Source organism: Providencia sp. PROV272, from assembly GCF_049901975.1.
GTDB lineage: Bacteria > Pseudomonadota > Gammaproteobacteria > Enterobacterales > Enterobacteriaceae > Providencia > Providencia stuartii.
This window is the reverse complement of record NZ_CP096291.1, coordinates 246,088-272,407: the sequence shown is the minus strand read 5'-3', so window position 1 is coordinate 272,407 and position 26,320 is coordinate 246,088. Positions and strand designations below refer to the sequence as shown.

At 42.7% G+C, this 26,320-nt stretch carries 20 protein-coding genes and 1 tRNA gene; 6 read left to right on the top strand and 15 right to left on the bottom strand.

Annotated features, from left to right (window positions below; genetic code table 11):
* Nucleotides 1-132: 132 nt before the first annotated feature.
* A complete protein-coding gene (gene gorA, locus M1E93_RS01140) occupies nt 133-1,485 on the bottom strand; it encodes a glutathione-disulfide reductase (RefSeq protein WP_104873051.1) in 1,353 nt (450 codons plus the stop codon).
* A 120-nt stretch (nt 1,486-1,605) separates the two neighbouring features.
* A complete protein-coding gene (locus M1E93_RS01135; RefSeq protein ID WP_104873052.1) occupies nt 1,606-2,448 on the bottom strand; it encodes a 23S rRNA (adenine(2030)-N(6))-methyltransferase RlmJ in 843 nt (280 codons plus the stop codon).
* A 235-nt stretch (nt 2,449-2,683) separates the two neighbouring features.
* Here M1E93_RS01135 and M1E93_RS01130 point away from each other — a divergent pair, with 235 nt between their 5' ends.
* A complete protein-coding gene (locus M1E93_RS01130; protein ID WP_004923780.1) occupies nt 2,684-3,085 on the top strand; it encodes a DUF1090 domain-containing protein in 402 nt (133 codons plus the stop codon).
* Between the two features lie 176 nt (nt 3,086-3,261).
* On the top strand, nt 3,262-4,257 hold the full coding sequence (gene yhjD, locus M1E93_RS01125; protein ID WP_014656980.1) for an inner membrane protein YhjD: 996 nt from the start codon (nt 3,262-3,264) through the stop codon (nt 4,255-4,257).
* 73 nt (nt 4,258-4,330) lie between these two features.
* Here the strand turns inward: yhjD and M1E93_RS01120 are convergent, their stop codons facing one another.
* Nucleotides 4,331-5,392 (bottom strand): NAD(P)H-dependent flavin oxidoreductase, encoded by a 1,062-nt coding sequence (locus tag M1E93_RS01120; protein WP_036942188.1) that lies wholly within the window; start codon nt 5,390-5,392, stop codon nt 4,331-4,333.
* Nucleotides 5,393-5,477: 85 nt separating this feature from the next.
* Between M1E93_RS01120 and M1E93_RS01115 the strand changes: the two genes are divergently transcribed.
* Together M1E93_RS01115 and M1E93_RS01110 are read left to right on the top strand one after the other, a co-directional pair.
* Entirely contained in the window at nt 5,478-6,359 is an 882-nt protein-coding gene (locus M1E93_RS01115) for a LysR family transcriptional regulator (protein ID WP_071599670.1), read from the top strand.
* Nucleotides 6,360-6,465: 106 nt separating this feature from the next.
* A complete protein-coding gene (locus M1E93_RS01110) occupies nt 6,466-7,470 on the top strand; it encodes a serine hydrolase domain-containing protein (protein ID WP_004923765.1) in 1,005 nt (334 codons plus the stop codon).
* 55 nt (nt 7,471-7,525) lie between these two features.
* Here the strand turns inward: M1E93_RS01110 and M1E93_RS01105 are convergent, their stop codons facing one another.
* The 11 genes from M1E93_RS01105 to glyQ form a co-directional block, all read right to left on the bottom strand.
* On the bottom strand, nt 7,526-9,004 hold the full coding sequence (locus tag M1E93_RS01105; protein WP_014656983.1) for a M16 family metallopeptidase: 1,479 nt from the start codon (nt 9,002-9,004) through the stop codon (nt 7,526-7,528).
* Nucleotides 9,005-9,173: 169 nt separating this feature from the next.
* Nucleotides 9,174-9,869 carry a HAMP domain-containing protein gene (locus M1E93_RS01100; protein ID WP_076914632.1) on the bottom strand — a complete coding sequence of 232 codons (696 nt, stop codon included), beginning with the start codon at nt 9,867-9,869 and terminating at the stop codon, nt 9,174-9,176.
* Between the two features lie 399 nt (nt 9,870-10,268).
* A complete protein-coding gene (gene dppF / locus M1E93_RS01095) occupies nt 10,269-11,273 on the bottom strand; it encodes a dipeptide ABC transporter ATP-binding subunit DppF (RefSeq protein ID WP_004923755.1) in 1,005 nt (334 codons plus the stop codon).
* Nucleotides 11,270-12,250, bottom strand: coding sequence for a dipeptide ABC transporter ATP-binding protein (gene dppD, locus M1E93_RS01090; RefSeq protein WP_163761900.1), 981 nt, complete (start codon nt 12,248-12,250; stop codon nt 11,270-11,272). The genes dppF and dppD overlap by 4 nt, the downstream gene beginning before the upstream one ends.
* 12 nt (nt 12,251-12,262) lie before the next feature.
* Nucleotides 12,263-13,165 carry a dipeptide ABC transporter permease DppC gene (gene dppC, locus M1E93_RS01085; protein WP_004923748.1) on the bottom strand — a complete coding sequence of 301 codons (903 nt, stop codon included), beginning with the start codon at nt 13,163-13,165 and terminating at the stop codon, nt 12,263-12,265.
* Between the two features lie 11 nt (nt 13,166-13,176).
* Nucleotides 13,177-14,196, bottom strand: coding sequence for a dipeptide ABC transporter permease DppB (gene dppB, locus M1E93_RS01080; protein WP_040132698.1), 1,020 nt, complete (start codon nt 14,194-14,196; stop codon nt 13,177-13,179).
* Nucleotides 14,197-14,374: 178 nt separating this feature from the next.
* On the bottom strand, nt 14,375-15,982 hold the full coding sequence (gene dppA / locus M1E93_RS01075; RefSeq protein WP_014656985.1) for a dipeptide ABC transporter periplasmic-binding protein DppA: 1,608 nt from the start codon (nt 15,980-15,982) through the stop codon (nt 14,375-14,377).
* Nucleotides 15,983-16,831: 849 nt separating this feature from the next.
* Nucleotides 16,832-18,412 (bottom strand): ShlB/FhaC/HecB family hemolysin secretion/activation protein, encoded by a 1,581-nt coding sequence (locus tag M1E93_RS01070; RefSeq protein WP_426207062.1) that lies wholly within the window; start codon nt 18,410-18,412, stop codon nt 16,832-16,834.
* 281 nt (nt 18,413-18,693) lie between these two features.
* Nucleotides 18,694-18,770, bottom strand: a tRNA-Pro gene (locus M1E93_RS01065).
* A gap of 212 nt (nt 18,771-18,982) precedes the next feature.
* Complete coding sequence (gene glyS, locus M1E93_RS01060; protein ID WP_004923731.1) at nt 18,983-21,052, bottom strand: glycine--tRNA ligase subunit beta; 2,070 nt, start codon at nt 21,050-21,052, stop codon at nt 18,983-18,985.
* Nucleotides 21,053-21,061: 9 nt separating this feature from the next.
* On the bottom strand, nt 21,062-21,970 hold the full coding sequence (gene glyQ, locus M1E93_RS01055; protein WP_004923728.1) for a glycine--tRNA ligase subunit alpha: 909 nt from the start codon (nt 21,968-21,970) through the stop codon (nt 21,062-21,064).
* 193 nt (nt 21,971-22,163) lie between these two features.
* Between glyQ and M1E93_RS01050 the strand changes: the two genes are divergently transcribed.
* Together M1E93_RS01050 and M1E93_RS01045 are read left to right on the top strand one after the other, a co-directional pair.
* Complete coding sequence (locus M1E93_RS01050) at nt 22,164-22,727, top strand: DNA-3-methyladenine glycosylase I (protein ID WP_426207061.1); 564 nt, start codon at nt 22,164-22,166, stop codon at nt 22,725-22,727.
* A 207-nt stretch (nt 22,728-22,934) separates the two neighbouring features.
* Nucleotides 22,935-24,191: a valine--pyruvate transaminase gene (locus M1E93_RS01045; protein ID WP_163761899.1), complete on the top strand. Its 1,257-nt coding sequence runs from the start codon at nt 22,935-22,937 to the stop codon at nt 24,189-24,191.
* A gap of 282 nt (nt 24,192-24,473) precedes the next feature.
* Here the strand turns inward: M1E93_RS01045 and M1E93_RS01040 are convergent, their stop codons facing one another.
* Nucleotides 24,474-26,132 carry a putative transporter gene (locus M1E93_RS01040; protein WP_004923717.1) on the bottom strand — a complete coding sequence of 553 codons (1,659 nt, stop codon included), beginning with the start codon at nt 26,130-26,132 and terminating at the stop codon, nt 24,474-24,476.
* Nucleotides 26,133-26,320 lie beyond the last annotated feature (188 nt).

Below are 26,320 nucleotides of genomic sequence, written 5' to 3'. Positions count from 1 at the left end.
CATAGCCCCTACGCTCAGGTATTTCACTGGCAATGATTTAAATGGATTCGTCGGAGTTTAGTTATTTGGAGTGAAATGTCTGAGGCTGAACGGATAACGTTCAGCCTTTTTAACGTGTTGTGACGGTGACTCTTAACGCATTGTCACAAATTCTTCTGCCGCTGTTGGGTGGATAGCCACAGTATTATCGAAATCTTTCTTCGTTGCCCCCATCTTCAGTGCAACGGCAAAGCCTTGTAAGATTTCATCCATACCAAAGCCAATACCATGAATACCAACAATTTTCTCATCCGTTCCCACACACACCAATTTCATACGGCATGGCTGACGATGAGAAGTGACCGCGGTATACATCGCTGTAAATGAAGATTTATAACATTTAACCTGATCCGCCCCGTATTTTTCGATTGCTTCAGGCTCCGTCAAACCAACGGTACCAATAGGTGGATGGCTAAACACAACGGTTGGAATATTACTGTAATCTAAGTGTTCATCTGGCTTATTATTAAATAAACGTTCAGATAGACGACGACCCGCAGCAACCGCAACTGGTGTTAACTCAACAGCCCCCGTGTTATCACCTACCGCATACACACCCGCGACGTTGGTGTTTTGGTATTTATCGACTTTGATATAACCTTTTTCATTCAGCTCAACACCCGCTGCTTCAATATTCAGGTTATCAGTCATTGGTTCACGGCCAATCGCCCAAATCAATGCATCGACAGTTTGTTCTTTGCCATTTTCCAATTTCAGCGTCAAAGAACCATCGGCATTTTTGACGACCTCTTTTGGTACAGATTCTGTATGCAGAGTTGGACCTTCGGTATTCATCACCTCAACCAAAGTTTCAACAATCAGAGGGTCAAACGAACGTAGCGGAGCATGTTTACGGACAAATAGATGAGCCTCACTGCCTAGACCATTTAAGACACCCGCCAATTCAACCGCAATATAACCAGCACCAACAACCGCAACACGTTTTGGTAAATCTTCAAGCTCAAAGAAGCCGTCCGATGTCATGCCATATTCTGCACCAGAAATGGCAGGGATCACTGGGCGACCACCTGTTGCAATTAAAATATGATCAGCGGTATAAATTTCACCATCGACTTCAACAGTATGTGCATCGACAAAACGAGCAAACCCCTTGATCACATCGACCTTGTTATTACCTAATACACGGTCATAAGATTGATGGATACGATCAATATAAGCAGTACGACTTGCAATTAAGGTTTTCCAATCAAAACGGTTAATTGTGGTATCAAAACCATAGTCAGGGCCATAAGCACGGATCGCCTCAGAGATTTGTGCGGCATGCCACATCACTTTCTTCGGTACACATCCCACGTTCACACAGGTTCCACCTAACGCTTTCGCTTCAATTAGGGCACACTTTTGTCCATACATTGCCGCTCGGTTCATAGAAGCAATACCGCCACTTCCGCCACCAATCGCAATATAGTCGTAATGTTTGCTCATAACTTGGTTATTCCCATTTTTGATTAATTAAAAAGCTAATACTTACTATTATGCTATTTATCAATTTGATCACAATAGCAATAAAAGATAGGTATCTCCTCTTAATGAAATAGAGGCTGCCTATTCAGGCACAATCCACTCGACTAAGGTATGCCCTGTTCCTTCTGGAACGAGGGTTTTGTGTAGCCAAGGGAGCACTTTTTGCATCTGCTGCTCTAATTTCCATGGTGGATTGATCACAATCATACCTGATGCCGTCATGCCTCGTTGATCGCTATCAGGACGTACAGCTAATTCAATTTGCAATATTTTACGGATCCCAGTCGCTTCCAATTGACTGATCATGCGCTTAATTTGTTGTCTCAATACAACAGGATACCAGATCGCATACGTTCCCGTCGCAAAGCGTTTATAGCCTTCGACGATCCCCTTCACGACAGCTTCATAATCAGATTTCAGCTCATAAGGCGGATCAATCAACATAAAACCGCGACGGCTTGGTGGCGGTAATTTCGCTTTCAGTTGTTGATAACCATCGTCTTTGGACACCTGAGCACGGTGATCGCGAGAAAATTCTGCACGCAATAACGGGTAATCAGTAGGATGCAACTCAGTGAGCACCAATTTGTCTTGCTCACGCAATAAATGCTTCGCTAATAGCGGCGAACCAGGGTAATAACGTAACCGCCCATTTTCATTCATGCGACGGACAATATTCATATAAGGAAGCAATTCCTCTGGTAAGTCCGGCTGTTCCCAAATGCGCGCAATCCCTTGTAGATATTCACCTGTTTTTTCTGCATGTTCACTGGTTAACTGATAGCGACCAGCCCCCGAGTGCGTATCCACATACAGGAAAGGTTTTTCTTTCTCTTTAAGAGATTCAATAATAAGGCTTTGAACAGTGTGTTTTAACACATCTGCATGGTTGCCTGCATGAAAACTATGGCGGTAACTTAACATGACACTTTTCTTTCCTGAGGAAATTCAACACTAGCCAAATATGACTATTATCAAATAGATTCTTTAAAGACAGCCTGTAAAATAAAACATAGACCGAATGATTTGTTCTGATTCTGAACCATTATAGCCAAATTTCGTTAAAATTAGCACTATTCCTAATTTGACAAAACGGCATGACTTCAACATGATAAAAAGCTATCCTAAACAAAATTAAAATATAATTAAGGACAAAAAAATGCATAAATCACTCATGACAACGATAACAGCGGTTTTACTTTTAGCAGGGACTTCGGCAACGGCAGGAAATAAACAAAATGGCTGTGAAATTAAAAAGCAGAAAATTGAAACTCAAATAAAATACGCCAAAAAACACGGTAACACTTACCGTGTTGCAGGTTTGCAAAGGGCTCTTGATAACGTTAATACCTATTGCACGCCGACATCGCTTTACCGTGACAGCCAAAAAAATGTGGCTGAAAAACGAGAAAAAGTACAAGAAAGAGAAGCTGAATTATTGGAAGCAAAACAAAAAGGAAATAGCGATAAAATCGCAAAGCGCGAACGTAAGCTAAAAGAGGCTCAAGAAGAGCTAAAAGAAGCACAAGCGGAGTTAGAGCTCTATAAAACAGGCCTATAAATTCTTCGTAACCTTCTATTTTTCCGACCAAATTCAGTCCTCATTTGCAATGAAATAACCGACCTTAAAGCCTATTTTGTAGATAAAAATGGGCTTTAAGGTGAAGAATTTTGCAAATTTACGCTATAGTATGGTGAAAATTAAGTAAAATTAGATACGGAGTCAAAGGGGAACGAATGTCGAATATGCATGAAGAAGAGCAAAAAGACGCCAGTAAATTAAAATCAAAGCTCAATAAAAGCATCGATAACAGTAAAAAAGCACTGACATTTTCTATGCGAGTAGTGAATTTTATTTGTGCAATTCCTTTTATTGCACACCTTATTCGTACTGCTCAACGATTCACTGATCGTATGGGGAACCAGTTCGGTGCTGCGATTACCTATTTTTCGTTTCTTTCTTTAATCCCTGTATTAATGTTTACCTTTGCAGCAGCGGGTTTTGTATTAGCCAGTAACCCAGAATTACTTGAACGGCTAGTTCGCGGTATTTCTGCCAGCATCAGTGACCCGACATTAGCCAATACATTAGAAAGAACCATTGATACCGCAATCCGCCAGCGGACTACCGTTGGTTTAACCGGTTTGGCATTAGCCGTTTACTCGGGCGTAAACTGGGTTAACAACTTACGATTAGCCATTTTGGCGCAATCACGCCCTGTTTGGGAGCGCAATGAAGATGAACATGAAAAAATTTATTTCCGCTATTTGCGCGATTTTCTATCCTTAATTGGCCTACTTATCGCCTTGATCGTAACAATTACGCTCACCTCTGTCGCAGGCTCCGCTCAAGCAACCATTGTTAGAACGCTTGGCCTAGATAATATCGAATGGTTAAAACCGGCTTGGACTCTGATTGGTCTGACGATTTCAATTATCGCTAACTTCTTGCTGTTCTTATGGATTTTCTGGATTTTACCGCGTATGCAGCACCGCCGCTCTTCCTTATTGAAAGGCACTCTACTCGCGGCTATTGGCTTTGAAGTGATTAAATCAATCATGACTTGGATTTTACCAAACTTAGCCTCATCCCCTTCTGGCGCGGCTTTCGGTTCGGTGCTGGGCTTAATGGCCTTCTTCTACTTCTTTGCTAGATTGACTCTATTTTGTGCTGCGTGGATCGCAACGGATGAGCCAAAGAACGCAAAAGAGAACGAAATTCTCACTTCTTAACGCATTGACAGGGTGGCAAAAGATCCATCATTTGCCACCCTTCAAAATTTCTCACATGTTACAACTTTACACATTATTTCGTCATTTCTGATACAAGCGTCTCTACCAATACGCTCGCTGGCATCTCTCGCGCTTTCAACGCATTTTGGCCCGCCCAATGTGCGGCAAAATCATCACTCCCCATTTTACTTGCTGCTGCATGCAACTGTTTTCCAAGATCATACGCTATCGGGTAATCCGGTATAGCAGGACAATCATCCGCTTGTGTCATACGAATAAATTGGTTCACAATCCCTCTTGCGGGTCGACCAGAGATAGCCGCTGTTAATGCCGTGTCCGCTGCATTTTGGCTTTTCAGCTTATGACGGTAACCTTCATTTGCTGCTGATTCAGGGCACAAAATAAACGCTGTACCAAGTTGAGCCGCCACGGCTCCTTGCTCTAAAGCTGTTTTAATTTCTTGCCCATCCATCAAGCCGCCCGCAGCAATAATCGGTAATTGGCTATTTTTCACTAGTAATTCAACCAAGTGGAATGTTGTTATCGCTTCATCTTCGGCATTAACATCAAACATTCCTCGGTGCCCACCCGCTTCAATGCCTTGAGCGATAATGGCATCAATACCTGCCTGCTCGATCAACTGAGCCTCTCGTAAGCAAGTTGCCGTCGCCATTGTATAGATCCCTTGGGCTTTTAACTGATCAATCACCTGTTTATCCGGAATATTAAAATGGAAACTGACAACTGCTGGCCTCATTTCTAGCAGTAGTGCCAACATGTGAGGATCATCTAAGAATGATGTGTAAACTTGGTTTAATTGCTGAGGTGGCAATACGTTAAACTGAGCTAATTGTTGGGCAAAGTAATGAATCCATGCTTGTTCAATCTCACGATTACGTACGGGGGTAGAATGGCAGAACACATTCACATTAAAAGGTTTGTCTGTTAAAGCATTAGTTTTCTCAATCAATGCTTTAGCTTGAGGTACAGAGCTAGCCCCAAGCCCTAATGAGCCTAGCCCCCCTGCCTCAGAAACTGCCGCAGCCAACTCAGGTGTTGAAACGCCCGCCATAGGGGCTTGAATGATTGGGTAACGTAAGCCCAAACGTTGGAGAAATACTTCAGAATGCTCCATTATCTTTCCTTTATCATCAAGTAGGGTTACACTTATTATTCTGTTATTAAGAATAAATATAGCATCATATTCACGAAAAAAGAAAATGAACTCTGAATCCCTAAAAATATTTTGCATGGTCGCAGAAGAACTCAGTATCACACGCGCAGCAATGCGCCTCGGTAGGGTTCCCTCAAATATTACAACGCGTATTCAACAGCTTGAGTCCGATCTGGGAGAGCCGCTGTTTATTCGTCAAGGTAAGCAGATGCAATTGTCAGAAGCCGGCACACGCTTCCTACAATACGCCTATCGTTTACTGGCGTTAGAGCAAGAAGCCCGCCATGTCACGAGTTTAGGCAGAGAAGGAGGACAACTAAGAATAGGTAGCATGGAGAGCACGGCGGCCTGCCGGTTACCTCAACCTTTGGCAGCCTACCACCAACAGCACCCAACAACCCAATTGTCATTATTAACCGGAACCTCACAAGCCCTAATTGAGCAAGTACGTCGTGAACAGTTAGATTGTGCTTTTGTGGCTCTTCCCCAAGATTTGTATGATATTAACCAACTCTGTGATATGGGCATTCAGTCACAAGTCGTTTGGCAGGAGCAGCTAGTCTTATTGCTTCCCGAGCAAGATAAATTAGCAAAGACCGCCTCAGATATTCAAACACGCTCACTTGCTACCTTCGCCCAAGGATGCAGCTACCGCTATATTGCTGAGCAGTGGCTAAATATCCCAAATCAACGAGATTGGCATATTCAGCAACTTAGCTCCTATCATGCGATGGTCGCATGCGTCAGTGCAGGAAGCAGTATCGCGCTACTACCGGCTCAATTATTTCATTCTATGGGGGATGCTTCCTCATTGTTAGCCTCGCTCCCCGTCACAACATGTGATACCTATTTGATTTATCGTACTGGATACCAAGTGCCTGCTTTTACGGCTTTTAAGACATTAATTTTATCGCGTGAGGTTAATTAAAAATTCACCGCCTTTCTGGACACATGGCAAGCTGATTATTCAAGTATGTTATAAGTGAATATGAGCACTCACTCTATCTCTAAAGACCAAATGAGTTGGGAGAAAAATGATAACTACACAATATATTCAGCAGTTAGAAGACTTACCTTGCGGCGTTGTGCTTTACTATCACAACCAAAAAAAGGCGAGTATCAGTACATTTTGTGCTAGAGGAAGCGATCTGGCAGGTCGCCCATTGACGGTTGATACCCCATTACGCATTGCCAGTAACACAAAAACGTTTACCGCAGCAGCCATACTTAGGTTAGTTGAAATGGGGAAATTATCGTTAGATGATGCCATTTCACAACATATCACACCTGAATTTAACCAATTACTGTGTGACAGCTATGCCACCGATCATATCGCTATCCGTCATCTACTCAGCCATAGTAGCGGGCTTTTTGATCATGCAGATGATCACTACCTCAAGCGCGTACTTGCGAAACCGACACACCAGTGGACTCGGTTAGAGCAAATACAGCTCTATGTGCGTAAAAAATTCCCCGTTGTCGCACCTTCAGACACATTTATTTATTCAGATACAGGTTACATACTGTTAGGCGATATCATTGAACGTGTTACGGGCCAATCGTTAGGCCACGCCGTTAGGGGGTTATTAAAATTCAATAAAATTGGATTAGATACCGCTTATTGGGAGTATTTAGAGCAACCTACGACAGATGCACCTCGTGCACGCCAATACCTAAAAGAGATAGAAGGTACACATATTCATGCTTCGATGGATGTGTATGGCGGGGGTGGTTTAATTACCTCATCTCAACAAATGGCTCGATTCCTTGAAGCCTTATTTAATGGCGAAATCTTTGAGAAACCAGAAACTCTACAGACAATGCTGAGTGTAGGTCACCATGTGGGCGCCCAAGAGTACCGATTAGGGTTGATGGCAAGTGTTGTAAATGGCATGACGCTATATTCACACCTTGGTTTTTGGGGATCTGCCGCCTATTACTCACCGGAAACCCAGACAAGTGCAGCCGGCTTTGTCGATGACAGGGATTCCCGAGAAACCTTAATTCGGGTGATTGAAGGGTTACTGACGCAACGTTAAAAAACAACAGGATGAAAAGTAAATAGCCCCTAAGTTGGGGCTATTTAATGACAGATTATTTCGCTGCTTTTGCAGGCTCCGCTTCAATTGCCGGTGTAGGCTCAACCTGTGGCCACAGCACCTTAGTAAATTTCTGGCGGATTTGCTCAGCATCCATCAACTGCTTCTCTTTCGGTTGAACCAACACAAAGGCAGCTTCTTGAGACAATAAACGACGCACTTCCATATTCACTTGATCCAGCGTTTGCCCCGCTAAGAAAGATTGCCTTAGTCGTTGATACTGCTCAGGAGCGATATCAACCACCCCATTTTGTTGAGAGATCAAGCGTTGGCCTGCTAACACATCCGTACTGGTACGAGCATAGGCCGCAAACAATTGTGATAATTGCACCTGTTTTTCATTGAGCATTTCATCAAACAATTCAGGTGAAATCCCATTTTGAACAGCGGTTGATAGCTCATTGAGAACAACATCTGTCACTGCTGCCATTTTTTCTGGCGCTGCTGCAACCGTTAACGTACAGCTAGCCTTCTGATATTGCACTCGGCAATCTAAGTTCGAATTCACTTCATCTTGGTTAAACTTTTGGCTAAAGGTTTTTTGTAATGAACGATAAAGTGCTTCACGGGCTAAATCACTTCCCCAATAGCGCATCAGTACGGCAGAGTCATTAATCGGTTGCCAATCGATATCCCAAATTAGGGATAAGCTATCTTTTGTTTGCTTATCTTGCAGAATGTCGATGGATTGAGGTTTCACCTGCGATAAAACAGCTACCGCAACAGGCTCTGAACGTTTACCTTCTAGTGAAGAGAACGTTTGAGTGATGTAATCAGATAACATGCGTGAATCAACATGACCTGCAACATACAGCGTCATAACATCTGGCGTATACCATTTTTGGTAAAACGAATTCACACTCTCTAAATCTACATTGTCCTTAACCTTTTGCCCTGGGTCATAGCCCATCATTGCAGAGCCTTTCAGACGTGCGCGCCATACAGGATCCGTCGCATCAATAGGCAATGTAGCAACAGGAGCATTTGTCACACTCAGACCATTGTGCAGTGTGGTTTCAGTATAAGTTGCCCCAGCCGCGGAGGTTGCTAACCAGTTGAGTGCTTGTTTGAGAAGCTCTGGCTTATTGTGTGGTAAGCTCAAGCTATAAATTGTGTAGTCATATGAGACGACCGCTGGCGGAATGGGAACATCAGGATCGGTTGCCTGACGCCAAAAATTTTGCAACGTTGCGGTTGGAAATGCTTCTGTTTGATGTAACAGCGCCATTTTAGGGATTAAGTAGCTGTAACCTTTTTCATTTGCTTTTTCTGACAAAGACCCTGTTTTAATGGCCAATCTCAGTTGAATTCGGTCATTAGGACGCTGTGGAGTCTGCAATAGCTGCCAGCTAAAGCCATTTTCAAGCTTTCCTTGCTGCCATGCCGGATCAGGCTGCAATGGCTCAGCACTCGCAAGGCCAGCGACTGACAGTAGCACCACACTAAAGATATACCGAATTTTCAAACCCTGCATGTAAACCCCTATGTATTTTCTATCCTTGTATTTAACCGCAAAAATATGACTGATAAATTAACGAAAAACGCTAATTATAGGGTTAAACGATATGGTTTGGTCTCATACACTGTAAGTGACACCAATTATTAACGATATTAGACCACAAAGCTCGCCACATGTTCATGACTTAGTCTGAATTTTGCTGTTTTCTTTGGCGGTTATAATTCTTCGCCAATAAGCCTATCTCGTCATCCTTATGATAACCTGATACTTTGATGTCTTGATCGCCGCTATCTTGTAATTCTAGCGCAATTTTACGTAATGGCCTGACAATCATTCGACTTACACACCATGTCATCGCAATCGCAATGATCAAAACTAACAACAAATATGTCGTTATCATTAATGCCAACGTGTTGAAGGCGAATCGATAAACACGATTTGAATCAACTTGCAGCGTTAAATACCCTTGGGGTTTCGCCGTCAAGACGGTATTCCCATAGGCATACAAAGGTACTGTCATCTCTACTGGAATACCGGCAAATTTCACCGCCCAACTAGGAATTGGACGGGGTGTCGCAAAGTCTAAATGGATAACGGTCGCCCCATCGACTGTCACAATCGCTTTGCCCATAATACCCGATGTTTTCAAGCTCACGAGTAGCCGTTTAACTTCGTTCAGATCTGAACTTAATAATGATTCAGTCAATGGTTTTTGAATTTGTACAACCGCATTACTAAGCTGATTGAGATAGTCACCTTTTCTTTGCTCAAGTAAGTAACTAAATTGAATTGCCAAAAAAAGGGCGAGTGAGCTTAACGTGATCACAAAAAATACGATCATGCTTTTTAACGTTAGAGAACGTTGCACCCTGTTCTTCATGTTTCCGAAACCTTCTTTATCAAGCTTCTTTTGAATTGAATATTTTTCGCTTTAAAAAGCGGCCCTTTATCAACAAAGTCAGATAAACACCGACTAACATCCCCCCATTAACCCAACATATCACAATATTTTTTACCAATATTGAGAAACTGCAACTGGGCGCGAATCATTATTCAAGCCAAATAATCAATAAGTTTGGGTAGCGCGCCCAAAAAGGTAGGTTTTATGGGGCATTGGATGTCACTGAGTTATTCTCAGTATACTTGATTTTATCAATAAAGGAGCAGTTAAAAGTGAAAGTTTATGTAATTAAGACAAAGGGGGGATTTACGGAAACAACAACAACGTATCACACTGGATAACGGCAGAAAAGCAATATTTCTGCCGTCTTAGTGGGGATTAACTGGCTACAACGCTATTTTTTTCATCTTCATCGACGGCAAAACAGGCAACCAGTTGCCCTCCGTACTCTTTAAGAGCTGGTTGGAATTGCGTGCATTGCCCGAATGCTCGGCGGCAACGAGCTGCAAAAGCGCACCCCGGTGGTGGATTCAGCGGGCTTGGTAACTCTCCCGTCAACTTGATCCTTTCACGCCGTGAATCAGGGTTTAACCTTGGTGTTGCTGATAGCAGTGCTTGAGTATAAGGGTGCAAAGGATTATTAAAGATCTGTTCTTTAGTTCCTTTTTCTACGCAACGCCCCAAATACATCACCATCACTTCATCAGCTATATGTTCAACCACGGATAGATCATGCGAAATGAACACATAAGATAGCCCTAGCTCTTGCTGCAAATCCATCATTAGGTTAAGCACTTGAGCGCGTACGGAAACGTCCAGTGCTGAAACTGGTTCATCAGCAACAACAACATCAGGATCTAACATTAACCCTCGTGCGATTGCGATGCGCTGGCGTTGCCCGCCCGAAAACATATGAGGATAGCGCTCATAATGCTCCGTTTTTAACCCAACCTTAGCCATCATCGATAACACCTTTTCTCTACGCTGCTCTTTAGATAACGAGGTGTTAATCAATAAAGGCTCCTCAAGTATTTGCCCGACTTTTTTACGAGGATTTAAAGAGCCATATGGGTTTTGAAAGACAATTTGAATTTTTTGGCGACGTAGCTTTTCAGCCGCCTTGTCTTTAACCAGTAGGTTTTGGTCTTGATAGTAAAGCTCCCCCTCTGTGGGTTGTTCAATCATGGTCAGTAAACGACCTAGTGTCGATTTACCACACCCAGATTCTCCAACAACGGCGAGTGTTTTTCCTTTTTCTAGCTCAAATGAAACGCCATCGAGAGCTTTGACTAACCTTTCTGCCGAAAATATACCGCTTTTCGCTGAATAATATTTCTTTAAATTAATAGCCTGTAGTAAAGGCTTATGTTGATTTTCACTCATAGTGTCGGCCTCCCCATATCATCCAGCGGCATGTGGCATTTCACCTGCCTATCTCCAACAGAGCGCAATTCAGGCTCCTCAATACGACAACGCTCTGTCGCATAGGGGCAGCGAGGGTTCAACAGACAACCTTGTGGTCGGTCATATTTCCCCGGCACAACGCCCGGTAATGACGCTAACCGAGATTTATTAGTGGCAAACTCAGGCAAGGCACGTAACAGCGCTTGAGTATAGGGATGACGAGGATGTTTAAAGATATCAGAGGCCTTCGCTGATTCCACGACTTGGCCCGCATACATCACAATAATGTGATGTGCCGCTTCAGCAACCAAGGCAAGATCATGGGTGATCAAGACCAAGGCCATATTCTCTTGTTGTTGTAATTCAAGCAATAACTCAATAATTTGTGCTTGGATCGTCACATCAAGTGCGGTCGTCGGTTCGTCTGCAATCAATAACTTAGGCCGACATGCGATCGCCATCGCAATCATGACCCGCTGACTCATCCCACCTGATAGCTGGTGTGGATAAACATCAAGCCGCGATTTCGGGTCAGGGATCCCGACCATCGTCAGTAAATCAATTGCACGTTGTTTACGCGTACTTTTACTACCGCCTTGGTGCACTTTCAGCGCTTCCATTATCTGATAACCCACTGTAAAACAGGGGTTCAGACTGGTCATAGGGTCCTGAAATATCATCGCTACATCGGCACCAACAATTTGCCGACGCTCTTTTTCGGGAATAGACAATAAGTCACGCCCGTCAAATTGCAACGAATTAGCCATCACTTTCCCAGGATAGTCTATCAGCCCCATTATCGCTAAAGAGCTTACCGATTTCCCCGAGCCAGACTCACCCACTATGCCAACAACCTGACCTTTTTCAACGCTATAGTTGATGCGGTCAACGGCACGGAACGGGGTACTTTCATCACCAAAGTGTACTGAGAGTTGTTCTACATTTAACAATGCCATTAGATTACCTCATCACTGCTTGAGTTTTGGATCAAATGCATCACGCAAACCATCACCCATCAGGTTAAACGCTAATACAGTTAACAAGATTGCCAGACCAGGGAAGGTGACGACCCACCACGCACTTTGAGCGAATTGCAGCACGTCAGACAACATTGTGCCCCATTCAGGTGTTGGTGGCTGTGCTCCCATACCAAGGAAACCCAAAGCAGCCATATCTAAGATGGCATTAGAAAAGCCAAGTGATGCTTGAACAATCAACGGTGCCAAGCAGTTCGGTAAAATATTAACAAACATCTGACGCGTAGCACCGGCGCCTGCCACACGTGAAGCGGTGACATAATCGCGATTCACTTCCACCAACACCGCGGCGCGAGTAAGCCGGATATAGTGAGGCAATGCAACGAAGGTCAGTGCAAGTGAGGCATTAACGATTGAAGGGCCAAAGATTGCCACCAATACTAAAGCCAGCAATAAACTCGGTAGGGCTAACATGATGTCAACGATACGCATAATCACAGCATCGACCACACCACCGAAATAGCCTGCAATAACGCCGACCGTCACCCCCATAATCAATGAGAGCACCACCACAAGGCAGCCGACTAACAGAGATAAGCGTGCACCATACATTAAGCGAGATAACAGATCTCGACCAACGTCATCCGTACCTAAGATAAATTGCCAACTTCCGCCGGATTCCCAAACAGGTGGTACCAATAAGAAATCGCGGAACTGCTCATCTGGTGCATGAGGGGCTAAAACACCTGCAAAAATAGCCACTAAGATCATTAAAATGATATATGCCATTCCGGCAACCGCACCTTTATTACGCTTAAAGTAGTGCCAGAATTCTTGGAATGGGGTCATCGGCTTAGGGGCGCTGACAACCGTTGGCTCAGTAGATTGAGACATGTAAGCGCTCCTTATTTTTTATGACGAATACGTGGGTTAACAATGCCGTACAGCAGATCAACCACGAGGTTAACAAAAATAATCAAAGTTGCGACTAATAAAACCCCACCTTGAACCACTGGGTAATCACGACGTTGAAGCCCTTCAATCAGCCAACGACCTAGACCTGGCCACGAAAAAATAGTTTCCGTTAGAATTGCGCCAGCGAGCATAACACCCACTTGTAAACCAATCACGGTGACAACAGGCAGCATCGCATTTCTCAGCGCATGAATAAGAATAACGCGTGCACGACTAACCCCTTTGGCTCGAGCCGTACGAATGTAGTCTTCCCCTAGTACTTCTAGCATCGATGAGCGAGTCATACGGACTATCACCGCCAGAGGTATGGTTCCAAGCACAATGGAAGGAAGTATGAGATGCTCAACCGCATCAATAAAGTTCCCTTCATCCCCCCAAATTAAGGTATCAATCAGCATAAAACCAGTCAGCGGATAGGAGTCATCCAAAAATACACTGTCGCTAACGCGCCCAGATACGGGGGTCAAATCCAACTGCACTGACACCAGCATGATTAACATGATCCCCCACCAGAAAATTGGCATTGAGTAACCTGTTAGGGATAAGCCAATTGCTGTGTGATCGAAAATAGAGCCACGCTTCACTGCGGCTAAAACACCGACAGGGATCCCCACTGAAATTGCAAAAATCATCGCACAGATTGCCAGTTCCATCGTGGCTTTAAAACGGGGGAAAAATTCATCCCAAACCGCTATCCGGCTTTTCAATGAAATCCCTAAGTCACCATGAAATATGCCATTAATATAGTGAAGATATTGTTTCCACAATGGCTGGTCTAAGCCCAATTCAGCCATTAAATAAGCGTGTCGTTCGGGCGATAAGCCTCTTTCACCTGCCATAATCATCACGGGGTCACCCGGGATCATATGCACAAATGCGAACGTGAGTAATGTGATACCGATAAACGTAGGGATAACTAGCCCCAAACGTCGGAGGATAAATTGCAACATATCCTGAATCTCTTTTAATAATGCCTTTGACGGCTCTGAGTCCGTTTGGCTAATCAGAAGAGTGTGACTCTTCTGTCTGCTCACAAAGAACTGAGTTTTCTGTTTCCCTGAAATTCAGAGGTGAAAACGCCCTTCGCTATCAAAAAGATGGCGAAGGGCTGATACAAATTAACAACGATTATTTTTCAATATCGACGTTTTCAAAGTGGTGTTTGCCGAGAGGGTCGACAACATAGCCCTTCACTTCTTTACGGACTGGTTCATATACCGTTGAGTGAGCAATGATCAGGGCTGGTGCTTGTTCATTCATAACAACCTGTGCTTGCTTGTAGAGATCAATACGTTTGTTATGATCTGCTGTCATACGAGCAGGCTGGATCAAGTCTTCAAAGCCTTGATAACACCATTTCGAATAGTTAGAGCCTTGCTCTTTCGCCGCACAGCTAAACAGTGTCGCGAAGAAGTTATCAGGGTCACCATTATCACCGGTCCAACCCATCATTACCGTTTGCGGTTCACCATCTTTAGCACGCTTCAGATATTCGCCCCACTCATAGCTCACTACTTTCGATTTAACACCAATTTTTGCCCAGTCAGCTTGGATCATCTCAGCCATACGGCGCGCATTTGGGTTATATGGACGTTGGACTGGCATTGCCCATAAATCAATTTCGAAACCATTCGGGAACCCGGCCTCAGCCAATAACGCTTTTGCTTTTTCAGGATTATATTCATAATCCTTCACATCATCGTTATAGCCCCACATCGTTGGTGGAATTAAGTTTTTCGCTTTCTGTCCTGCACCTTGATAAACGGCATCGATGATAGCGTCTTTATTCACAGCCATAGATAGCGCTTGGCGCACTTTCTGGTTATCTAGTGGTTTTTTCTCAACGTTGAAAGAGAGATAACCGACGTTCAAGCCTGGTTGCTCCATCAATGTAATATTTTTATCTTGCTTCATGCGTTCCAAGTCTGCCGGATTTGGGTATGGCATAACTTGACACTCATTTTTTTGCAGCTTGGCATAACGGACAGACGCATCAGGTGTAATCGAAAAAACTAAACGATCAATCTTAGGTTTATTACCCCAATACTCTTTGTTGGCTTTATAAAGAATACGTGAATCTTTTTGGTACTGCTGTAGCTCAAATGGGCCTGTTCCAATAGGGTTCAAATCCACTTTTTGCGGTGTGCCCGCTGCTAACATTTTGTCAGCATATTCAGCAGAAAGAATGGAAGCGAAGTCCATTGCCATATCAGCTAAGAAAGGTGACTCTGGGCGAGAGAGTGTGAAACGTACGGTGTAATCATCAACTTTTTCAACTTTATCGATGATTTTATCCATATCCATGCCCATAAAGTACTCATAGCTACCGCCGGAGACTTTGTGGTATGGGTGATTCGCATCTTTCTGACGCATGAAGGTATAAATGACATCATCCGCATTAAAGTCGCGGCTTGGCTTAAATTCTTTATTTGAATGCCATTTTACGCCTTTACGTAAGTGGAAAGTATAAACTTTGCCATCATCGCTTACTTCCCAACTTTCCGCTAAACCTGGCTCTATCTCTGTAGTACCAAGTTTGAACTCAACTAAACGGTTATAGAGTGGAATTGAGCTAGCATCGTAAGTCGTACCGGAAGTAAATAGCTGAGGGTTAAAGCCCTCTGGAGAGCCTTCTGAACAGTAGACTAATGTTTTCGCTTGCACAGAAGCAGAAACTGCAAGTGCTGCAAGTGTTAGCCCAATGGTTAAACCTGTCTTTTTGATTGAGAGCGTCATCTGTATGCTCCTGTGGTGTTCATGTGTTATTTGCTTGATGCCCAAACCCATCCTTGAAATGACAGATAGGGGATCTGTATTTTTTTGTTATTCACTGTGCAATTAATCAACTGTCATCCACTTCGTCAATAGTATCTCTCTTTAAACAGACAACTATCTTATAACATTTTAGAAACATATTAAGAGTGTTCTTAGGTCTTTGTATGGTTATTTAAGTCATATGGCAGACATAATAACCATAAAAATACTACAGGATAGTGTTTTATCTCTGGGTGATTTATTTTTATATTTGTGATTAAGTGCTGAATTACTGAACGAAAATAGTGCAACACCTAAGAGAGTGCGGCATAAAGTTCTGGTGTGTTTAAAACAAATAATTACTTTAGGTTGTTATTGTTTTGCTTGTTTTTTATTCATATAAAAAAGTACGGTTCATTAAATTTTAACAATTTATTGATTAGTTAATAACTTCAATAATCGCACGATCTACTTGATTTCATTCTCTCTACGGACCTTCACTATATGACTCTGCTCTCATTCAATGACTCGCCTTTTCCAAAATAAATAATTTACTTTAATATCAATCCATTATAACTATTCACGCCGGAATATCGCTAATCTCATCCCCTTTACTCGCTATATTAATTGCTTTATAAGTATTCCAATGCCTGCACAACAATGCTCAGAGATACCTAAATAGCCGTTATTTGGGGGCTTTATGAGTACAATATAACGGTTTCCTTGAACTCGCTGCTGTGTAACCCTACTTCAACCAGACTTCTGCTTACCTATTTATGTTTGGGCATAAACCATATTCATAGCCAATGAAACTGCGACCAAATAAACTGGCTAATAATCAATACTCACTTTCGCCCCAACATTCACCGCGTTCGTTGCTAATTTCGCCGACTGCCAAAGAGGAGCCTCGATAAAGAGTTGGTAGTTCAAGCGATCAATCTGCCCTCTCACACCAATTTCTGTACCGAATAACCTGTTGTCTCGCCAAATATGTGCGCTTTGCGAAGATGTCGAGGCGAAATCCAATGCACCATATAGCTCATAACCCCGCCATGGGGTAAACCACACCCACTCATTTTTAAGTTTCAACGTGTTATCTCCCAAATTCTCCGTTAATACGCTATTTGAGAACCCCCTAATCCCAAATTTCCCAGTAGGACTATTTAGCTCAAGCTGCGGATCTAGTGGCGAGCGACTTAATTGCATTTCAAGCTCATGTCGGTGATACATCGATTGGTTGGCTAAATAAAATTGCCGTTGAAAATCTACCGAAAATAGATATATGCCGGCTCGCTCTAACCCTGTCACTTGGCGCCTTGTGGAACCGAACCAATCCGTATCTTGTTTATAACTCAATGAAAATGTCACATTACCTTGTGCAAAATGACGCTGATGTTTTACCCCAAGTAAGAGATAACTTGTAAAGCGTTGTTGGGTTTTCAAACGATATCGCTCTAAAAAGAGATCTAATGTTTGAATTTGAGTCCCCATACTTATCGACGTTGAGTGATATAAGGCTCGATGAAGAACATACTCAGCTTGTAGCGACAGTAATCGGCTTCTCACATCATTTCTAACTTTAATGCTATCAATTAATTGGAAGTTTTGATGAATGCTGTTCTCTTGATAGCCCGCATATAAACTCAATAACCAATAATGGTAAGGAACTGAATACAAAATGGAGACCGATTTCAATTTCTTTTCAGGCTCTTTTCCAATATCACTATCTAAATTTAGAAAAAAGAAATCATTCAGTGCTAATGGATTAGCTAACATAATCAGATTGCTGACAACATGGGTAGGAAATTGCGGTGATTGTTTCGACGCTAAAAGTAGTTTTCCTTTAAAAGCTCTTGCTGCATTACGTTGGATCACTAAACGGTTCATATTGTTCTGTTCGTGATCGGAAACAATATGAATTTGATGTGGGATCAACTGGGTATTGCGTAAATTAGCCAGACCTTGATTTATAGCGTGGATATCTACGACTTGCCCTTTGCGTAATGGAAAAGCGTACGCTAATGATTGGCTAGCACTATCTTGATACTCAATACTGCCGAGCTTCCCCGCGACTAATTCAACCTGCAACACACCAAATAACAGAGTTTGCTCTGGGTAGTGAATAGACGATGTGATATATCCTACCTCAGCCAACTGTGCGTTAAGAAAGTCTGCATAGCGCAATAGCCCTTCCTCACTAACACATCTCCCTTCAACGCCCTGTTTCCATTTATTGATATCACTCGAGGTAATTAACGGAAATAGTGCCAATGTTGAGAAATGAACTTGGTGAATCGCAATACAGGGGGTTGATGGTGATTTCACCGCAAAATCAAGCTGCCTATTGGCATAACAAGGCAGATAGTTGAACAGTAAAAATAACAAAATAAACAGTGTTGGTGCTGTTTTCATTAACAGGTTCCTTGTTATGAAAAATCCATTGATAGGTAATAAACAACTCGCGACTACATCATGCTTTTCATTACACTCAAGAAAACAACGTTAATGAACATAACAACAGATTATGACGAGAAAGGACAACAAAGTTACTCTGAAAGCGCATGTTGGTAAGTTAGACAAAAACCATGCCACCAGAATCAGTATTTGAATGATGAGAAAAATTACTGTGTGAAATGTTTGCTGATGTGTAAATGCAAAAAACCCCACCTCATATGAGGTGGGGTTCTGGAATCTGGTCGGCGAGAGAGGATTCGAACCTCCGACCCACTGGTCCCAAACCAGTTGCGCTACCAAGCTGCGCTACTCGCCGAAAACGGTGTGAATCATACTGTTGAGCGCCCTTCCCGTCAACCCATTTTTCACTAAATTTGTTTGTATGCTGATAAAACCATCAACTTGATAGGGTTTTTTAACTAATCGCCCCTATAAGACAATATTAAGCCCTTGCAAGATCTTATCCTGCAAGGGCTTATAAAGATTAATAAATGATATTTTTAGTCAATACCATCACTTGTTCACGATTTATTGTAGCAATGAGATATCTGCAACTTTCAAGAACAAATCACGTAATTGACTAAGCAGAGTTAGACGGTTAATACGTACCGCTTCATCTTCATCCATAACCATAACATCAGCAAAAAATGCATCCACAACTTCACGTAAAGAAGCCAACTCAACTAAGGCATCTTGATAATTACGCTCAGCAAACATTGGCTCTAGTTTTTCTTGTAATACAACAAGGTGTGTAGCCAACTTCACTTCTTGTGGTGCTTTTAGCACAGATGCGAGAACTTTATCAGCCAGCTTCTCATTAGATTTACTCAAGATGTTCGAAACACGCTTATTGGCTGCCGCTAAAGCTTCTGCATCTTCCAATGTACGGAAGTGAGTCACAGCCTTCACGCGTGCATCAAAATCGGCTGGTGACGTTGGACGGCGCGCTAACACCGCTTGAATCGTATCAATACTATAGCCAAGCTCTTGATACCAAGAACGGAAGCGGCCAAGCATAAATTCAACAACATCATTCACTACATTTTTGTTAGTGAGTTTATCACCGTAAAGGCGGACGGCTTCTTCTGTCATTTCAACGAGATCAAGCTGATAGCCTTTTTCAACAATAATGCGTAACACGCCTAATGCAGCTCGACGCAGTGCAAATGGGTCTTTATCACCTTTCGGATGCTGACCGATGCCGAAAATACCGGCTAAGGTGTCCATTTTCTCGGCTAAGGCAAGTGCCGCTGAAACATCAGTAGACGGCAACGCATCCCCTGCAAAACGAGGTTGATACTGCTCTTTCAGTGCTAATGCAACATCTTCTGATTCACCGTCATGGCGTGCGTAGTGCATCCCCATCACGCCTTGAGTGTCTGTAAATTCAAACACCATATTGGTCATCAGGTCACATTTTGCCAACAAACCCGCGCGAGTCGCATGATTAACATCTGCACCAATCTTCGCTGCAACCCAACCTGATAAGGCTTCTAAACGGTCAGTCTTATCACGCAATGTGCCAAGCTGTTGTTGAAACAGAACGGTTTCCAAACGTGGTAAATTATCTTCAAGACGTTGTTTACGGTCAGTTTTAAAGAAAAACTCCGCATCCGCCAAACGAGGACGTACCACTTTTTCATTACCGGAGATAATTTGTTGTGGGTCTGAAGATTCAATATTCGCCACAAAAATGAAATTTGGCATCAGGTTGCCAGCATTGTCATAAACAGGGAAATATTTCTGATCCCCTTTCATGGTATAAACCAATGCTTCCGCAGGTACTTCTAAGAACTTCTCTTCAAATTTTGCAGTTAATACGACAGGCCATTCAACTAATGAAGCAACTTCTTCTAGTAAGCTGTCGGTTAAATCCGCTTTCCCACCAAGGGCGAGCGCGGCTTTTTCAGCATCAGCTTTGATGACGGCTTTACGTTCTTCATAGTCAGCAATGACTTTGCCGCGTTCACGTAAGATCGCCGGATATTGGTCTGCATGATCAATCGTAAACTCTGATTCACCCATAAAACGGTGACCACGGATTGTACGACCGCTCTTAATGCCTAGCACTTCACCGTCAACAACATCGCTACCCAATAATAAGGTTACGGTGTGGACAGGGCGCACAAAATGCGTCTCTTTATCGCCCCAACGCATGAGTTTTGGAATGGGTAACTTAGCCAGAGAACGGCTTACCATATCGACCAACAATTCACTAACTGCTACGCCTTTTACTTGAGCGCGATAAAGTAACCATTCACCTTTATCCGTTTTTAAACGCTCGGCTTGGTCAACGGAAATACCGCAACCACGAGCCCACCCTTCAGCAGCTTTGGTTGGTTGACCGTCAGCGCCAAAAGCAGCAGAAATCGCAGGGCCGCGTTTTTCAACTTCACGGTCAGGTGATGAGTCTGCAAGAGCAGCGACTTTTAAGGCCAAACGGCGAGGTGCTGCAAACCAGCTAACTTCACCGTGTGCAATATCCGCGCTATCCAATTCAGCCGTAAAGTTTGCCGCAAATGATTCAGCTAATGAACGAAGAGCCTTCGGCGGTAACTCTTCTGTGCCGATTTCCACTAGGAAAGTCTGTTGAGTCATGACAGCCTCTTAATTCTTGTGACACATAGGGAATCCGAGCGCCTCACGGGAAGCATAATAAGCTTCGGCAACCCCTTTAGTTAGGGTACGGATACGTAGAATATAACGCTGGCGTTCTGTCACTGAGATTGCTTTACGAGCATCCAGTAAGTTAAATGTATGAGCCGCTTTCAAAATACGCTCATAAGCCGGTAGCGGCAGTGGTGTTTCTAGTGACAGTAAATATTGAGCTTCTTTCTCATACTCTTCAAAGCATTTGAAAAGAAAATCGACATTAGCATATTCAAAGTTATAGGTTGACTGCTCAACTTCATTTTGATGATAAATATCACCATAGGTCGTTTTACCGAGTGGGCCATCGCACCAAACAAGGTCATAAACGCTATCAACACCTTGAATATACATAGCAAGGCGTTCAAGACCGTAGGTAATTTCACCCGTTACAGGCTTGCATTCCAGCCCGCCAACTTGTTGGAAGTAAGTAAACTGAGTGACTTCCATGCCATTTAGCCACACTTCCCAGCCTAGACCCCAAGCGCCTAGTGTTGGGTTTTCCCAGTTATCCTCAACAAAACGGATATCATGAACGGTGGGATCAATTCCCAATTCCTTCAATGAGCCGAGGTAAAGTTCTTGAATATTGTCAGGTGATGGCTTAATGATCACTTGAAACTGATAGTAATGTTGAAGGCGGTTTGGGTTTTCACCGTAACGGCCATCAGTAGGACGACGAGAAGGCTGAACATAAGCCGCCGCAATTGGCTCAGGCCCTAACGCACGCAAGCACGTCATTGGATGAGATGTTCCTGCGCCGACTTCCATGTCCAGTGGTTGAACAATGGTGCAGCCTTGGCGCGCCCAGTAATCCTGCAATGTCAGGATAAGACCTTGGAAGGTTTTGGTATCAAACTTTTGCATGTTAGATCCGCACGCGATACATATGATTTAATGAAAGTACGTCAGTATACCCTTTGACCGCCAGATATACAGCATTGAATCTACGTCTATTTGCCCTATAAATAAAAAAACTTTATTTTGTCTCTTTTAAACTGGACATTTATACAGTATAAATAGGGCATATAAGCCTTGGCCCCCCTTGAAAGGAGACAAAATGAATTCATCGCCAATTCGTTGCCATTGGGTAAATCAAGACCCAGAATATATTGCCTACCATGATAATGAATGGGGGAAGCCAACAAAGGATAACCAACAGCTATTTGAGATGATCTGCTTAGAAGGTCAACAAGCTGGGCTTTCTTGGTACACCATTTTAAAAAAACGCCAAGATTATCGCATACTGTTCCATCAGTTTGATCCTGCAAAAATTGCCATGATGAGTGAACAAGATGTTGACAGCTTAATGCAGGATCCTCGTATCATTCGGAACCGCGCTAAAATTAACGCGATTATTGCTAATGCAAAGGCTTATTTAAAAATGTCTGAAAACGGCGAGGATTTCTCAACATTTTTATGGCAATTTGTGGGTGGCAAACCTATCGTCAACCAGTGGCAGTCTCACACTCAAGTTCCCACAGAGACAGAGCTTTCAAAACGTTTATCCAAAGCACTTAAAAAACGTGGATTTAAGTTTATTGGTTCCATTACTTGTTATGCTTTTATGCAAGCGACAGGCATGATTAATGACCATTTAAAAGATTGTTGCCAATATAAATAAATCAGAATGAATCGGCATCACCCCCCATTATCAAAAGCAACATTCACCATATTTTAACCAATTTTCACAAATATCAGCCCAGAAGTTAATAAAAAAGCAGTATTTTGTATCAATACTATATTGATTGAAGCTGTTGAACTCTCTTGTCGAGCAGAGTATGTTTTTAAATTCCATTAACAACCTACTTAACATATGTGAATAAATGAGATGATATTTTCTAAATTCGGTAATAAATTCGCACAAAATTCAGGTATATCAACATTAATGAAAGACTTGAATGATGGCTTGAGAACTCCCGGTGCAATTATGCTGGGTGGTGGGAACCCTGCTCATATCCCTGAGATGGATGCCTATTTCCAAACACTATTAGCAGAAATGTGCGCCAACGGTAAATTAACGGATACTTTGTGTAACTATGACGGTCCACAAGGTAAAGATGCCATGTTGAAAGCGCTAGCAGCAACCCTAAAAGCAAAACTAGGCTGGAATATTAGCGCCCAAAATATTGCCCTATCCAATGGCAGCCAAAGCGCGTTTTTCTACCTATTTAACTTGCTTGCTGGTCGTTTTGAAGATGGCATCACTCGTAAGGTTCTATTCCCACTAGCCCCCGAATATGTTGGCTATGCCGATTCAGGGCTAGATGACGATCTATTTGTGGCAAATAAGCCACAAATTGAATATTTACCGAATGGTCAATTTAAATATCACGTTGATTTTAATACATTAGAAGTAACTGATGATATTGGTGTTATCTGTGTTTCACGCCCAACAAACCCTACCGGTAACGTGATAACCGATGAGGAAGTGGAGCACCTTGATAAACTGGCAAAGCAACACAACATTCCATTACTCATTGATAACGCTTATGGAGTTCCTTTCCCTGGCATTATTTTTAGTGAAGCGACGCCATTTTGGAATGAGAATGTCATTCTGTGTATGAGCTTGTCTAAGCTAGGGTTACCCGGTACTCGTTGCGGTATTATCATCGCGAATGAAGAGATCATTGAAGCGGTGAGTAACATGAACGGCATTATTAGCCTTGCACCGGGTAGTGTTGGCCCTGCATTAGCGTTGGAAATGTTGCAGCGGGATGATCTGATTTCTTTATCAAAAAATGTTATTGGCCCCTTCTATAAACAACGTGTAGAAGAGGTTATCCGCATTATCCGTCGCTATATTCCTGAAGATAAATGTCTGATCCATAAGCCTGAAGGTGCTATTTTCTTATGGTTATGGTTCAAAGATTTGCCGATTAATAGCTTAGAACTCTATCAACGACTAAAAAAACGCGGTGTTTTAATGGTTCCGGGACATTACTTTTTCCCTGGTCTAGAAGAAAACTGGCCACATGCACATCAATGTATGCGTATGAATTATGTGCCAGAGCCAGAAAAAATCGAGAAAGGTATTGCTATCCTTGCTGAAGAATTAGAATTGGCTTATCAAACTGTCGAATGTTAGATGTTCCTGTCGTTAGCCTGTTGTCATCCTTGTATATCAAGGATGACTGGTTAACTAACACGGTTAATAGATACCTGATACCCTAAAAATAAAAAAAAAGCCCTTTTATGAATTAAAAGGGCTAAAAATTAGCGAGAACTCCGTAATCAAATATTACATTACGAATATCATTCAACTGTATTAAACCATCTTTTTAGATTATTCATCGTTTGAATAAACACCATTTTTACCTCTATATATCTAAATACCCTTCTCGCCCATCATCACTTTTAGCAACTATCGTCACAATGTCCAAAATAAAATCGCCAATAGCTGCGGTGAAATAATGCGTAAAAACATCGCTAAAGGATAGACGGTTGCATAAGAGAGAGCCGGTGCCCCACTGGTTGAATGAATATTGTTAGCAAATGCCAGTGCTGGTGGATCTGTCATTGAACCTGCCAGCACACCACACAGGCTGAGGTAATTCATCTTGCCGAAGATCCGAGCAATAAGGCCAGTAATAAATAACGGAACAAAGGTGATTAATAAACCGTAGCCGATCCAAGTTAGCCCATCACCTTTAACTAAGGTATCAATAAAACCACCGCCTGAATTTAAACCGACCACGGCAAGGAACATCACAATACCGAGCTCCCGTAATGCAAGGTTAGCACTAGGCGGCATAAACCAATATAAACGCCCTATGGTGCCTATACGCCCTAAAATCAGTGCGATGACCAATGGTCCACCTGCCAGCCCAAGTTTTAATGCTGCGGGGAAACCCGGAATAAAAAGAGGTATCGACCCCAACACAACACCAAGACCTATACCAATAAACACAGGTAGCATTTGTACTTGCTGTAGTTTTTGTTTGGCGTTGCCAAGCAATGCGCTAACGGCTTCAATAGACTCAGGCCTTCCCACAATATTGAGAATATCACCGAATTGCAGTACTGAATTATTATTCGCCACAAGCTCAATCCCTGCTCGATTTAGTCGAGTGACCACCACGTCATATTTCTGTTTTAAGTTCAGATCACGTAGACGTTTACTCAATACTGAATCATTTGTTACTACTACACGAACAGAGTGAAGTATTGAGCCAGATGTCGATAATGATGCATCCACCTCCTCACCAAGAATTAAACGGACTTTATTAAGGTCTTCTTTTTGCCCAACCACATGCAGTAAATCGCCTAATTGAATTTCCGTTGTAGGCTGAGGCACCATAAGCATTTCGCCTCTTTTCAATCTTGAGCAAACAATATCCTCACTTCCTAATAAAGGAATATCTTGCATCATCAAGCCATCTAAGTTGGTATTGCGAACCGCAATATTCATCGTTTGCAATGTTTCTCGCTGATGCACATTCTGGCTGCTAAAAGCCGCGGCTTCTTTATCAACACTGATCCTAAAGATGATACGGATCAACCACATTACTAGCAAAATACCACATATCCCCATCGGATAAGCCATGGCATATCCCATTCCCATTTGCCCAACCAGCGCAGGGTCCGAGCCTAAGTCAGTGAGTATTTGCTGGCCTGCACCTAAAGAAGGCGTATTCGTGACCGCACCAGAAAAAATCCCCAAAATAATTGGTAACGGAATATTGGCTAATTTGTAGATAACCGCGGTTACTACAGCACCTAATACAACAACTAATAAAGCAAAGCCATTTAGTTTTAATCCAGAAACACGCAATGATGAGAAGAAACCTGGCCCCACTTGAATACCGATAGTATAAACAAACAGGATCAAGCCAAATTCCTGAATAAAATGCAGCATGTGACCATTGAGTTGTAAACCATAGCTTTGTGCGAAATGGCCGACAATAATGCCGCCAAATAATACCCCGCCGATCCCAAGGCCAACATTACGGATTTTCCAATTACCTATCCATAAACCAAGTGCAGCAGCTAACGCCAACAAACTCACAGTAAGAGCTAATTCACTCATAGACCGCTATCCTTTTGACGAAAAGTCACTTACAAAGCGTAACGTGAAAGACGATAAAACGTACAACTGAATCGATTATGTCAAATAAAAACAAAGTAATATGTGCATTAGTCCACAGTTCGTCATTTATGAAAAAGAGATTAGCTCACCGATTGATGCCAATACATATACGTATTAAACATTCAATG